This is a genomic window from Streptomyces sp. NK08204 (assembly GCF_020400585.1).
Lineage (GTDB): Bacteria > Actinomycetota > Actinomycetes > Streptomycetales > Streptomycetaceae > Streptomyces.
The window spans coordinates 155331-168655 of record NZ_JAINVF010000006.1; the positions used below are offsets into that span (position 1 = coordinate 155331).

Genomic DNA, 13325 nt, shown 5'->3' on the forward strand with positions numbered 1-13325 from the left:
AGGCCTCAGGCGGGGTAGTCGTTCACGTGCGCGTCCCAGACGGCGGTGGTGCCGTCCCCGGCGGCCTCGACGACCGCGAGATGGGTCATGAAGGTGTGGGGTGCCGCCCCGTGCCAGTGCCATTCGTCCGGCTCGATCCACACGGTGTCGCCCGCGCGGATCTCCTCCACCTCTCCGCCCCTGCGCCGGACCAGCCCCTCGCCCTCCAGCACGTGCAGCACCTGGCCGTGCGGGTGCCGGTGCCAGGCCGTGTGGGCGCCCGGCGCGAAGTGGACGTTGAACATGCGCAGCCGGGACGGGGCGGCGGGCGCGGCTATCTCGTCCAGCCAGACCGTACCGGTGAAGTTCTCCGGCGGGCCCGGCACGCTGTCGGGTCGTCGTCGGGTGATGTGCACGAGGTCACTGCTCCTGTCGGGGAGTTCGGTGCGTCGGGGGAGCCTCGGGTGCGAGCAGGGAGAGCAGTCCGCGCACACCGGCGTCGAATGCGGCGGGGGAACCCGAGGCACGGGCCAGCACATAGCCGCCCTGCACCGTCGCGAGGACGGCCGAGCCGATCTCCTCGCCGTCCAGGCCGGGTGCGAACTGCCCCTGGCGTTTGCCCTCTTCGACGATCTCGGCGATCCGTGCCCGGATCGCGGCGATCGTCTCGTCCACCGGCGCGCGCAGTTCGTCGCTCGCCATCACGTCCGGGTCCATGGTCAGCCGTCCGACCGGGCAGCCGCGCAGCACATCACGCTCGCGCAGCAGATACGCCTTGATGCGCTCGTACGGCGTGCCGGGCCCGTCGAGGACTCGCTCGGCGGTGGCCCGCAGTTCCTCGGCGGTGCGCCGGATGGCCGCCAGGGCGAGGTCCGGCTTGCCCTTGAAGTGGTGGTACATGCTGCCCTGGCCCGCCCCGGCGAGCTCCAGGATCGCCTTGGGGCTCGTGCCCACGTAGCCACGCTCCCACAGCAGCTCGCGGGTGGACTCGATCAGTCGTTCCGGGGTGCTCATGCGATCACTGTACATACTAGTAGTTACACTCCGCCAGTCCCTTTTCCTCGTCCGCCGGCCCCGCGGAGCAGTCACGGACCGCCCGCGTACCACCCTGGAGGTATCCACACTGCCGCCGACCGCACGACGACTCGCACCCCCTCCCGGAGGGAGTCTTCGGACATCACCCGAAGACCCTGCGACGACGGAGAGGAAGCGACATGCAGACGCTGGCGAACTGGGACGGGGGGCCCGGCCCGTGGATTTTGTTCGTCCCGCTGATCTGGGCGGCCGTCGTGATCGGCGCCGTCACCTTCCTGCGACGCACCGTCCGGCGCGGACGCGGCGGACCCTGGCGGCCCCTGGACGCCGGACGCCCGTCCGGCGACTCGCCGCTCGCGGTCCTGGGCCGCCGCTTCGCCTCCGGCGAGATCGACGAGGACGAGTACTGGCGCCGACTGTCCGTCCTGGAGGAGCAGTTCGGCCGTACGGGCCAGGGTGGTGCCGCATGAGCACGACCACGACCACGACCACGACCACGCCCGCGGCCAGGCCACGGCCAGGGCGACGACAGCGGTCCGCCCGGGCGGTGCCCCGCTGAAGCTGGCGGCGGCCGTCACCGCGTACGGCTCGTGGTCGCGGTGAGCGGGGAACGCTCGAGCGTGCCGGGACACCGCCGGCTCCCGCTCCCCGTCTCTCCGTCGGACGGCTCACCGCCCGGTCAGCCGGGGACGGCCGACCGGGCGGGAGTCGATGCGGCCTCCGCCGGGACCGCCGCCGGGACCACCGCGGGGGCGGGAGCCGGGGGTGAGGCGCGGACGACGACGGGGGCGGGGGCGGTGACGGGGGCGGGCGGCGACTGGAGGTCCACGAAGTGCGGCGTGGGCTGCCGCTGTGCCGTGCGGTGCGGTGTTCGCGCCTCCTGCCGGCGTACCGCCGTCGGGGCGGGCAGCGTGAACCACACGACCTTGCCCTTGTCGCCGTCCGGGCGCGCCCCCCAGCTCTCGCTCAGCGCGGCCACCATCGCCAGGCCCCGCCCGGACGTGGCCATCGGGGCGACATCGGCCGCGTCCGCGACCTCGGCCACCGCCGGCAGACGAGGATCGTTGTCGCGCACCGACACGGTGAGCCGGTCCGGCAGCAGCACCAGCTCGACGGTGCACGACTTGTCGGGTCTGGCGTGCCGGTGGACGTTGCTGAGCAGCTCGGTCACGCCGAGCGCAGCCCGGTCTATCAAGGGATCCAGACGCCAGTAGCGCAACTGCGCAGATACGATTCTGCGGACCTGTCCGATCCGCGACGGCAGGGCTTGGAGCTCCACCGTGCAGTGCCTGCTTGGGTGACTGATCACGGCTGCGACTCCCCGATGTGAGGTCCGGAGGACCGGAGGAACACGGAGAACAACGGATCCAGCAGGGTGCCCGTCCAGACGGCCGCCTGCTGTCGTGGCCGGCGGGCTGGTTCGCAGCGTTATCGCCGGTAAACCCAGAGTGACGTGAGACCAGCGTGACGCAGCGGATCCGCTCCCGCAACTCGCCGCGACCGGCGTGTCCGCGTCCGCCGGACCCGAGTCCCAGAGCTTTCACGCCCGGGGCGCGCGCCACATCCGCAGACGCCGCGCCCGAGCCGCCGTTTCTCTCAGCCGCCGCGGCGGGCGGCCCGGCGTACCGCCTCGATGAAGCTCCGGGCCGCCGGCGGCCCCGGCTTCCCCGGAGCGGGATCCTGCTCGCCCATCGTCAGCAGGTAGCGCTCGCCGTTGAGATCGGCCAGCGCCCGGTCGTCCGGCGCGAACCACGGCTTGGAGGCGCGCACCGACTGCACGGGCGCGCTGTCGATCTCGCTGCCGTAACTGGTGAGCAATTCCAGCCTGCCGTCGCTGATCCGGACCTGACCGGCCCTGGTGAGCGAGCGCAGGCGCTTCCCGATCCGCACGCCCGTGGCCGTGAACTCCGGTTCCGCCATTTCTCGCCGCCCCCTCGCGCGTGATCCCTTGTACACCCCCGTTTGGGACGAGCGTCCCATGCCTGCAGTCTGCCTCCGCCCGGCCCGGAGCACCAGTACGCACGAGGTGGGTACGCCCGGCGCCCAAAACGATCGCGCCGTGCGCCCCGTGCGCCTGGCACATGCGGACAACAGGCCCCCTTTGAGCGGACCAAAGATGCGTTTATGCAGGTGGGAACCGGTGTGGAAGGTGCTTAGGATCGGTGTTCCGGTCACCTGAGAGGCGGTGTCGGTGTGCAGCTGTAAGGAGTCCCGCCGTGAGTACGATCCCCAAGACCCGGACCGGCGCCACCCTCGACGTCGACCGCAGTGACGCCGCCTACCGCGACTGGCTGAAAGAAGCCGTCCGCAAGGTCCAGGCCGACGCCAACCGCTCCGCGGACACGCACCTGCTGCGCTTCCCGCTGCCGGAACAGTGGGGCATCGACCTCTACCTGAAGGACGAGTCGACGCACCCCACCGGCAGCCTCAAGCACCGGCTCGCCCGCTCCCTGTTCCTCTACGGCCTCTGCAACGGCTGGATCCGTCCGGGCCGCCCGGTGATCGAGGCGTCCAGTGGCTCTACGGCCGTCTCCGAGGCGTATTTCGCCAAGCTGATCGGCGTGCCCTTCATCGCGGTCATGCCCCGCACCACCAGCGCCGAGAAGTGCCGCCTGATCGAGTTCCACGGCGGACAGTGCCACTTCGTGGACGACTCCCGGAGGATGTACGAGGAGTCCGCCCGCCTCGCGGTGGAGACCGGCGGCCACTACATGGACCAGTTCACCTACGCCGAGCGGGCCACCGACTGGCGCGGCAACAACAACATCGCCGAATCGATCTTCCGCCAGCTGGAGTTGGAGCGGTTCCCGGAGCCCGCCTGGATCGTCGCCACGGCCGGCACCGGCGGCACCTCGGCGACCCTCGCCCGGTACGTCCACTACATGCAGTACGACACCCGCATCTGCGTCGCCGACCCCGAGCACTCCTGTTTCTTCGAGGGCTGGACCACCGGCGCTCAGGACGTCACGTGCGACTGCGGCTCCCGGATCGAGGGCATCGGCCGCCCGCGCATGGAACCGAGTTTCGTGCCGGGTGCGATCGACCGCATGATGAAGGTCCCGGACGCGGCCAGCGTCGCCGCCGTACGAGCCCTGGAGGGCGCCATCGGCCGTAAGGCGGGCGGCTCCACCGGCACCGGCCTGTGGAGCGCGCTGAAGATCGTCTCCGAGATGGTCGCCGAGGGCCGCACGGGCAGCGTGGTCACCCTGCTGTGCGACCCCGGCGACCGCTACCTCGACAAGTACTACGCGGACGCCTGGCTCGCGGAGCAGGGCCTGGACATCGCGCCCTACACCCAGGCGATCGAGTCCCTGCTCGAGACCGGGGTGTGGCGGGGCTGACGCGCGCCCCGCGCTCACGCGTTCGGCGAAAACGGGGGCGTGTCGTCGAGGGTGAGGGTCATCCGCACGCGCGTCCCGGTGGCCGAAGCGGCGGATCGCCCAGTCCTTGACCGGAGCAGGCGTTGCGTCGATGGACGCGCCGCCCACCGCGGTGGCCGGACTGGACCGCGGACACACCGCCGCCGCGACCGGTCCGGCCACCGCCAGCGCCGCGAAGCCCCAGCGCCCCGCTCAGCGCGCCCAGCGCCGGACGCCGCAGACCCGGCCGTACTTGTCGATTCCGTTGAACGCCGACGGACATCGCCGTCAGTGCTGCACGTGGGTACGGGCGCATGGACGGTCCGAGGGAGCCTGCGTAGGAGCCAGGCCTTGGCGGGCCCGCCGCGGCGGCTGCGTCACATGTCGACGTGCCAGTCGGTGGTGACGCAGGCGTTGCGGCGGCAGCCGCCGTCGGCCGGCCGCGTGCCGCGTCCAGGCACCGGTCATCCGCTGCCGGCATGGGCGCGGACTGCTCAAGACGGCCTGGAGCACCCGTCGCGCGACACCGCGACACCGGCGAAGCCCTCGGGGCCCGCGTGGCTCATCACCGGCAACCGTCTCATCCCGCCGTCCCGGTCGAGCTTCCGCTGGACCGCGCCCGTCCAGGGAAACCGCACGCGCGGGGCCGACAGCCCCCTCGGCTCAGTCCACCGCGGACGGACGTGAGGTCCGGCTGCGCGGTGGCATCCGTTTCCGGCCTCGGGTAGCACCCCGGCCCCGATGCTGACGGGCACCGGCGTCCGGCCCGGCGGCGATGTCCCGGAAAGACAAGCCGTACGGGCACGGCCTGGATGAAGCCGGTCCCGACCGGGCGCCGCCGGCGAGCCATGGCCACGAACCCCCTCGTGAACTTCTCGGGGCCGGCAGGCGTGGCTGGCCTGTCGTCAGATGCCCGTGCCGTCGTCCTCGGTCTCGCCCACCACCACCAGCTGCCGCAGATGCTCGGAGATCTCCGCCCGCGCCGCGGCGGGCAGCCCCGCGTCGGTGACCAGCGTGTCCACCTGGTCCAGCGCGGCGAACGAACTGAGGCCCACCGTGCCCCACTTGGTGTGGTCGGCGACGACCACGACCCGGCGCGCCGAGTGCACCAGACGCCGGTTGGTCTCGGCCTCCGCGAGGTTCGGCGTGGACAGACCGGCCTCGACCGATATCCCGTGCACCCCGAGGAACAGCAGATCGAAGTGGAGCGCGGAGATCGTCTGGTCGGCCACCGGCCCCACCAGAGAGTCGGACGGGGTGCGCACCCCGCCGGTCAGCACCACCGTGGCGGCGCCCTGCCGCTGCCCCGAGGACCGCTGCGCCGCGTGGAAGACGTCCGCGACCCGCACCGAGTTCGTCACCACGGTCAGATCCGGTACCTCCAGGAGGTGGTGCGCGAGCGCGTACGTCGTCGTACCGCCGGACAGCGCGATCGCCGTACCCGGCGTGACCAGCTCGGCGGCGGCGCGCGCGATGTCCTCCTTGGCGGTCGGTTCCAGACCCGACTTGGCCTCGAAGCCCGGCTCGTGGGTGCTCGCCTCGACCACCGGCACCGCGCCGCCGTGCACCTTCTCCAGCACACCCTGCCGGGCGAGCGCGTCCAGATCGCGGCGCACGGTCATGTCCGACACGCCGAGCCTGCGGGTCAGCTCGTTGACCCGAACGCCGCCCCGGCGCCGGACCTCGTCCAGGATCAGGGCACGGCGCTGCTCCGCGAGGAGGTTCTGATTCTCACTCACGTACGCTCCGGTCCTTTCGCCGCCAACCGTCCGACACGCTCGGCGCACCTCCCCGGGCCCTCGACTCCGCTCGAGCAAGGGGACCCCCATCGACCAGGAGGTCCGGGTCCGTCCAGGGTGCGCGGGCGTCCCATCCTTTCACGGGTCGACACAGGGTGCGCCACCGCCTGTGCCTGACGCTCGCCGTCACACGGATCGGGGAGATTCCGTGACGAGAGGTGTACGGCGTCCTGGAACAGGCCATCCTTGTGCGGCACGCTGCGGCATCGCACATGGCCGCAGGCCGTGTCACGGGGGAAGTGGGAGAACGTCACGGGGGAAGTGCGAGAACAGTGGAACGTGCACAGGAGCGAACCGGTGTAGGGGACGTGGAGCGCACCGCCGCCGAGCAGGCGCCCGGCGTCGCCGCCCGGCGCAGGGGGCCGGAGACCGACCTGGAACTGCTGGTCCATGGTGTCGGCGGCACCACGCCCGAGGAGATGCTCGACGACCCGCGTACCGTCCGGATCACCGGCGACCGCACGGCCGCCGTCTTCCGGCGTGCCGCGGACGTCGGCGCCGAGGAAGAGGAGCGGCCCCGCAACGGACCGGTGCAGGAGGCGTACGTCTGGTGCAATCTCACCTCCGGTGACGGCAGTCGCGCGCTGTGGCTGTTGCTCCTGCCGTTCATGGTGGTCAACCTCGCGCACTGGATGCGCCCGGCCGCACCGGGCCGGCGGCGCGCCGTCCGCCTGTACGGCCTCCTGGTGCGCCTGGCCGCGCTCACCCTGACCGTGCTGCTGGTGGCCGCCGTCTGCGAGGTCACCGTGGACCTGGTGGCCTGGCAGTGCGCGGGCGTGCGTGCCTGCTCCGGCCGCCACTCCTGGCTGGGCTTCCTCTCGCCCGGCACGTCCGGCGGCTGGTGGACCGCGCCCGGCAGCCGGCTCGCCCTCGCCGCGACGGCACCGGCCGCGCTCACCGGTCTGCTCTGGTACCTCTCGCACCGGACCTGGAGCGCCTACGAGTCCCACCGGCCGATGACCGACGGAACCGAGGCGTCCCACGGAACCGAGGCGTCCCACGGAACGGAAGCGTCTCACGGAACGGAAGCGTCCCACGGAACGGAAGAAGAGCCCCACGGAACGGAAGTGGCCTGCGAAACCGAATCGATCTGGAGTCCCGAGCCTGCCCGTGACTGCGAACCGCAGACCGACGGCAGCGCCCTCGCCCGGCCCGGTTTCTGGTACGGGCGGCGTCTGGTGGCCCGGCTGCGCGCCGCGCACACCGCGGCCGGCCTGCTGACCGTCGCCGCCGCCGTCGCCACACCGGCGGCCCGCTTCGACCACCGCCCCGGCGGCCCCCCGGCCCTGAACGTCCTGAGCTGGCTGCTGGCCGCGGCCCTGTGCGGCGGCGCGGTCGCCGTCGCGGCCGTGGTCTGCAGCCGGGGGCGCAGCGAGCACCGCCTCGACCAGACGCTGGACCGGCACCTCGTCCGGGGCCTGCCGCTCGCCGGGCTCGCTCTGCTGCTGCTCACGCTGCTGTACGTCTGCTGGCCCCGGCCCGGCTGGCGGTCCGCCGGGCGGCTGCCCGCGGACCCGGCCTTCGCAGCCCTGATGCTGGCCCAGGGGCTGCTCGTCCTCGCCCTCGCCGCCGTCGCGCACGACCTGTACCGCCGCGACCCCGACCCGCGCACCGGTATGCGCGGCCTCGGCGGACCGGCGGTCACCCTCCTCGCCTGCGCGCTCGGCGGAGTGATGTCCGGCGGGATCGCACAGCGCGTCGCCGACTGGCTGGACGGCACCCGCGCCTCCCTCGCCGGTCCGCCGGTGCTACTGACCTGGCAGGCGTCCGCGATCCCGGCCCTCTTGGCGGTCCTGCTGGTCCTGGCTGCCGGACTCGCCGTACGCACCGCCCGGCTCAGTCGCGCCGAGCGCGCGCGGGTGCACCACGAGCACCCCGGCGAGCCCGAGGATCCAGCCCGCAGCCGCGCCATCGCCCACGTCCGGGCGATGGCAGCCCTCACCGACCGGGCTCCCCTCGTCGTCGCCGTCCTCTCCGCCACCACCCTGATCCTGGGCGCCGGAGCGCTGGCGGGGGCCGCGGCCACCGGAAAGACCCCCGACGGGGCCGCGCACCGCACGTACGACGCCGTCCGGGTCGCGGCCGAGACCTCGCAGGCACTCGGCTCCTGGCTGATCGGACTCGGTTTCCTGATGTTCGTCACCTGGGGCCGACGCGCCTACAAGGACGCCTCCGCCCGGCGCACCATCGGCATCCTGTGGGACGTCGGCACCTTCTGGCCGCGCGCCGCCCATCCCTTCGCGCCGCCCTGCTACGCCGAGCGCGCGGTACCGGACCTGACCTGGCGGATGGCGGCCTGGACCCGGCGCACCGGGGGCCGTCTGGTCCTCTCCGGCCACTCCCAGGGCAGCGTCCTCGCCGCCGCTGCCGCCTGGCAGCTGACGCCCGCGGTCCGCCGGCGCGTCGCCCTGCTGACCTACGGTTCCCCGCTGGAGCGCCTGTACGGCCGCTGGTTCCCGGCCCACTTCGGGCCGTCCGCGCTGGCCGCCCTGCACCAGGACGTCGCCTGCTGGCGCAACCTCTACCGGCGCACCGACCCCATCGGCGGCCCGGTCCGCGTGCGCGACACCGCCGTCCCCGATGTGGACCACGAGCCGCTGCAGGACCCCTTGGCCTACGGCCGCACACTCCAACACCCGCTCCCGGCCCCGGTCCTCGGCCACGGCGACTACCAGGCCGACCCGGCCTTCGCCCGGGAACGCGCACGCCTGCTGGCCCGCCTGCACCCGGACCTGCCGGGACAGCGCCCGGAACCGAAGCAGCCGGGGTGAGGCCGCCGTAGGGCACCGCCGCTCCGGCAGTGCCCAGGTACGGGCCGCCGGTCCACCCTGCCCCGCCGACCGGTCAGGGCAGTTCCGGCAGGTCCTCCGCGAACAGGAGGGTCAGGTCGTCCCTGGTCGGATCGTCCAGCTGGGCGACCCGGCTCGCGTGCCGTTCCACCATCGCCTCGAAGGTCTGGCGCGCGGTGCGGCCGTTGCCGAACGCCGGGCCCTTCGGGATCACCGTGAAGTACTTCAGCAGCGCCTCCGACGCGCCCGGCGCCAGCCGGTACTCGTGCTCCTCGGCCTGCTGCTCCACGATCCTGAGCAGTTCCTCGGGGCCGTAGTCACCGAAGGTGATCGTCCGTGAGAAACGGGAGGCCACACCCGGGTTGACGGACAGGAAGCGTTCCATCTCCGCCGTGTAACCGGCGACGATCACCACCACCGCGTCGCGGTGGTCCTCCATCAGCTTCACCAGTGTGTCGATGGCCTCCTTGCCGAAGTCCCGGCCGGCGTCCTCCGGGGAGAGCGCGTACGCCTCGTCGATGAACAGCACCCCGCCGCGTGCCCGTTCGAACGCCTCCTGGGTGCGGATCGCCGTGGAGCCGATGTGCTCGCCGACCAGGTCGACCCGGGACACCTCGACCAGGTGGCCCTTCTCCAGCACACCGAGGGAAGCGAGGATCTCGCCGTAGAGCCGGGCGACCGTCGTCTTGCCGGTACCGGGGGAGCCGGTGAAGACCAGGTGCCGTTTGACCGAGGCCGCCTTCAGGCCCGCCTGCTGCCGGCGCCGGCCCACCTCGATCATGTCGGTCAGCGCCCGGACCTCGAGCTTGACGCTCTCCAGGCCGACCAGCGCGTCGAGTTCACCGAGCACGGCCTTCGGCGTCCGGGCGGGCTTCTCCGGCTCGGCCGGGGCGACGAGCGTCTCCTGCTCGGTGCTGCGCTGCCCGGGGATCACGCCGAGCACCCCGGGGGAGTGGGAGGTCGTCTGTACGGCTGTCTCGCGGACCGTGGGCGGCCTGAGACTGCCGCTCTCGTCGCTGGTGCAGTCCTCCACCACCGGTCCCGTCCCGGAGCCCGCGTCCGGCCCTGCGTCGGCGAACTCGTAGCCGCCGCGTGCGCACCGTTCCGTACGGCACTTCCTCAGTGTCGTACGGCAGCCGTCGATCACATGGAAGCCGTAGCCGCCGCTGCCGCTGACCCGGCAGCCCAGGAAGCTGCCCCGGCCACCGGCGGACACGTAGAACCCGGCCTCCGCGGGGGAGTCGACCGTGCAGCGCTCGATGGTCGGGTCGGCGCCCTTGGTGACGATCACTCCGGTCTGGGTGCCGTCCAGGGTGCAGTTGCTGAGCGTGCCCCCGCTGCCGTGGTCGCGGAACCACGCGCCGGTGGCCGCCTCCCGGATCCGGCAGTCGTCCAGCTGGGCGGTCGCCCCGTCGCTCACCGACACCGCCGTGTTGCGCACCTGCGACAGGTCGCTGTCCACGACGTCCGCGCGCGAGCCGCGGTCCAGCACGAACAGCGCGTCCGGCACGTCGTGCACCCGGCAGGAGTCGAGGACCGCGGTGGCGCCGTCACTCACCCACACCGCCGGGTAGTCGCCCGTGCTGTCGAAGATCTCGCACTGGTGCGCGTCCACCCGGGTGCCCGGGTCCCACACCGACAGGCCGTTGCGCCCGAACTGACGGACCGTCGTCCTGGTCAGGGTGAGCACCGAACGGGAGCGCAGGTCGACCGCGTTCTCGGGGATGTCGTGGATCCGGCAGTCGGCGAGTGTGAGCACCGCGTCCGTGTCGAGCGTGACCCCGTCGGCGGCGGTGCGGTGTACATCGCAGTCCGTCAGGTGCGCGCTGGCCCGCTGGGTCACCTGCACGCCCGCCCCGCGGACCTCGTACACCTCGCAACCGACCGCCTCCAGCGTGGAGTTCTCGCCGGTCGCGGCGATGCCGGTGCCGGAGACATGGTGCACCCGGCAGCGCTCCAGGCGAGGGTGGGCGCCGCCGCGCACCGCCACGCCCGCCTGCCCGGCCGAGACGACCTCGCACTCCTCGAACACCCCTGCGCCGCCGTCCAGCACGGCGATGCCGATGCCGGCCGGATTGTCCACGCTGCAGCGCCGCACGGTCGGCCGGGCACCGCCGCGCACCTCGATGCCCGTGGCGGACCGGGTGACGATCCGTACGTCCCGCAGCTCGGGCGTGCCCTCCTCGACCAGCACTGCGGGAGCAGCCGCGTCCTGGCCCTCGACGTGCAGGTCCTGCACCACGGCCGAGGCGCGGACGGTCAGCGGCACCCCGTCCACGGGCGCGATCCGCACCGAGCCCGACGAGCCCTCGGGGCCGCGCAGCGTCACCGCCCGCTGGACCACCAGGTTCTCCCGGTAGGTGCCAGGGGCGATGGTGAGGACGTCGCCGTCGCCGGCGGCGTCCAGGGCGGCGGCGAGCGAGGCGTACTCACCCGTGCGGCGCCGCCACCGCGAAGTGCCGCTGTGCGTCACCTGGACCGTGCCCTGTGCCATGGCGTTGCTGTGCCCCCACCTCGTCGTACTGATGGCTCGTCGGCGCCCGCGAAAACCGGCACGCCCCTACGGCTCGTCGTCCGTGGCCGTCACCGAAAGCGCTTCGGCCGGTCCACCGTAGCGTGCGCGCGAGCGGTGGGTTGACCAGAGCCGGAAGGCGGTCAGCTGCCGGTGCCCGCCTTGCCCCAGTCCGGACCCGCCCGGTCCCAGGCCTGGTCCCAACGCGCATACCTGCGGCGGACCATGCGCCATACGGCCAGGCGCCGCCCGACCTCGACCAGGCCCGCGGTCATCAGGGCCGCGCCGAGCCCGGCGAGCACCGCGTGTGCCGTCGCCGTCGCGGAGTCCAGCGGGCGAGTCGTTATTCGGCCGTGTCCGTCCGTCCAGAGTCTGAAACGGTCGCCGTGGTGCGGGGACTTGAGGCGCGTCAGGGCCGGCCCGTGCCGTCGGGTGCCGTCCGGTCCCGTCCAGTCGGCGACGACGCGGCGGCGGGACTCGTGCACGGTGGGGGTGTCGGGGTCGGTGTCCAGCGGAGCGGCGCCCAGGTCACGCACCACCGTGGCCGTGACGAGGTGCCGGGAGTGATGCTGCTGCCGCGCGGACCGCTGCAGCGAGTCCTGCGCGGCGGCGCCGACCAGAGAGCCTGTCACCGGCGCGGCCACGGCGATCAGCACCAGGGCCACGAGGGCGACCCAGGCCTCGGCCAGATCCGTCGCACGACGCAGCGGATTGTGCCGCCAGCGCCACAGACCCGTCACTGCCCGCACGTATCCCACCCCCCTTCCGCTCCGGGCCGGCCCCCCGGCGTGCGCCTTCGGCCCGGTCCGGAGAGAGCGACGTCACGCCCGACCGGGACCTCTCACGAATTTCTCACACGTCCCAACGATGGGGACCCGGCACCCGGTTCCCCGTTCGCGCACCGAGTTGGGGGATTGTGGGGTGCCGGCGTGATCGTGCCCGTGGTCGTGCTCCGGCGCTCCGCTGCCAGGAGGCCGTGCGCCCCGAGCTCTACCGGAGCACCCGCACCGGGTCGCCGACCCGGACCGTGCCGGGGGACAGGGGCACCAGGCACTGTCCGAATATCAGCCGCCCGCCGATGGCGCGGTGCCGTGCCAGCGTGTGCAGGGGTTCCCGGCCACGCACCGCCAAGTCCTGGTCGGTGGTCGTCACGACGCAGCGCCCGGCCGGCTTGGCGACCCGGAAGACCACCTCACCCACGGCGATGCGCGACCAGTTGTCCTCCGCCCAGGGCTCGGTGCCCTCGACGACCATGTTCGGCCGGAAACGGTTCATGGGCAGCGGGCCCTCGGCCGCGTTCCTGCCGTCGGCTATCCGGGAGTTCAAGTCGGCCAGTGAGGCGAGCGTGGTGACGAGGAGTGGGTAGCCGTCGGCGAAACTGACGGTCTCACCGGGCAGCGCGTACGCGGGATCGACCGGACGGCGCGTGGCCGGATCGTCCATGTGGACCAGGCGGACCTCCGCCCCCAGATAGGCGCTGCACCAGGCGTGGGCGGCCTCGTCCGCCGGCACCGCCTCGACCTTCGTGCCGAAGATGTTCACCGGCACCGTCGGACCCGCATCCGGCACCGGTACCCTCAGCGGCCGGCAACCGGGCGCCGACAGGACGACGCCGCCGCCGGGCTGTGGCTCGGCGGCGGCGAGCGCGAGACGCGGCTCCTCGCGCTGTGTGACGACCTTTCCCCCGTTGTCGATCAGCGTCCAGCGCCGGTCCCCGGCCAGGCCCCAGGGCTCCACCACGGCCTCCCGGAGCGCGTGGCTCCGGAACGCCTTGACCGGATGGACGTGGATCGACTGCAGCTTCGGGTTCTCCATGGCACCATCGTGCCAGGTGCACGACAGCGGCCGGAGC

The 13325-nt window shown here is 73.0% G+C and carries 12 protein-coding genes; 4 read left to right on the top strand and 8 right to left on the bottom strand.

Annotated elements, in window-relative coordinates; genetic code table 11:
- Positions 1-5: 5 nt before the first annotated feature.
- Entirely contained in the window at positions 6-395 is a 390-nt protein-coding gene (locus K7G59_RS12360; protein ID WP_225833430.1) for a cupin domain-containing protein, read from the bottom strand.
- A gap of 4 nt (positions 396-399) precedes the next feature.
- Positions 400-1008 carry a TetR/AcrR family transcriptional regulator gene (locus tag K7G59_RS12365; RefSeq protein ID WP_225833432.1) on the bottom strand — a complete coding sequence of 203 codons (609 nt, stop codon included), beginning with the start codon at positions 1006-1008 and terminating at the stop codon, positions 400-402.
- 185 nt (positions 1009-1193) lie between these two features.
- On the opposite strand from K7G59_RS12365, the gene K7G59_RS12370 reads away from it, so the two are divergent.
- The gene (locus K7G59_RS12370; protein ID WP_225833434.1) at positions 1194-1484 is read left to right on the top strand and encodes an SHOCT domain-containing protein; all 291 of its coding nucleotides are present in this window, start codon (positions 1194-1196) and stop codon (positions 1482-1484) included.
- Positions 1474-1617: a hypothetical protein gene (locus tag K7G59_RS12375; RefSeq protein WP_225833436.1), complete on the top strand. Its 144-nt coding sequence runs from the start codon at positions 1474-1476 to the stop codon at positions 1615-1617. The genes K7G59_RS12370 and K7G59_RS12375 overlap by 11 nt, the downstream gene beginning before the upstream one ends.
- A gap of 76 nt (positions 1618-1693) precedes the next feature.
- Here the strand turns inward: K7G59_RS12375 and K7G59_RS12380 are convergent, their stop codons facing one another.
- Together K7G59_RS12380 and K7G59_RS12385 are read right to left on the bottom strand one after the other, a co-directional pair.
- Positions 1694-2323: an ATP-binding protein gene (locus K7G59_RS12380; RefSeq protein ID WP_225833438.1), complete on the bottom strand. Its 630-nt coding sequence runs from the start codon at positions 2321-2323 to the stop codon at positions 1694-1696.
- Between the two features lie 287 nt (positions 2324-2610).
- Positions 2611-2934 carry a hypothetical protein gene (locus tag K7G59_RS12385; protein ID WP_225833440.1) on the bottom strand — a complete coding sequence of 108 codons (324 nt, stop codon included), beginning with the start codon at positions 2932-2934 and terminating at the stop codon, positions 2611-2613.
- Between the two features lie 296 nt (positions 2935-3230).
- Here K7G59_RS12385 and K7G59_RS12390 point away from each other — a divergent pair, with 296 nt between their 5' ends.
- Positions 3231-4355, top strand: coding sequence for a PLP-dependent cysteine synthase family protein (locus tag K7G59_RS12390; RefSeq protein ID WP_308295021.1), 1125 nt, complete (start codon positions 3231-3233; stop codon positions 4353-4355).
- 923 nt (positions 4356-5278) lie between these two features.
- On the opposite strand, the gene K7G59_RS12400 is transcribed toward K7G59_RS12390, so the two are convergent.
- On the bottom strand, positions 5279-6112 hold the full coding sequence (locus K7G59_RS12400) for a DeoR/GlpR family DNA-binding transcription regulator (protein WP_225833442.1): 834 nt from the start codon (positions 6110-6112) through the stop codon (positions 5279-5281).
- 332 nt (positions 6113-6444) lie between these two features.
- Between K7G59_RS12400 and K7G59_RS12405 the strand changes: the two genes are divergently transcribed.
- The gene (locus K7G59_RS12405; RefSeq protein ID WP_374114213.1) at positions 6445-8943 is read left to right on the top strand and encodes a hypothetical protein; all 2499 of its coding nucleotides are present in this window, start codon (positions 6445-6447) and stop codon (positions 8941-8943) included.
- A gap of 73 nt (positions 8944-9016) precedes the next feature.
- Here K7G59_RS12405 and K7G59_RS12410 read toward each other — a convergent pair whose 3' ends face one another.
- The 3 genes from K7G59_RS12410 to K7G59_RS12420 all read right to left on the bottom strand — a co-directional run bounded on the left by K7G59_RS12410 (position 9017) and on the right by K7G59_RS12420 (position 13288).
- Positions 9017-11455, bottom strand: a complete 2439-nt coding sequence (locus K7G59_RS12410; RefSeq protein ID WP_225833446.1) for a right-handed parallel beta-helix repeat-containing protein — start codon at positions 11453-11455, stop codon at positions 9017-9019.
- 161 nt (positions 11456-11616) lie between these two features.
- Positions 11617-12222, bottom strand: a complete 606-nt coding sequence (locus K7G59_RS12415; RefSeq protein ID WP_225833448.1) for a hypothetical protein — start codon at positions 12220-12222, stop codon at positions 11617-11619.
- Positions 12223-12463: 241 nt separating this feature from the next.
- On the bottom strand, positions 12464-13288 hold the full coding sequence (locus tag K7G59_RS12420) for an MOSC domain-containing protein (RefSeq protein ID WP_225833450.1): 825 nt from the start codon (positions 13286-13288) through the stop codon (positions 12464-12466).
- Between the last annotated feature and the right edge of the window lie 37 nt (positions 13289-13325).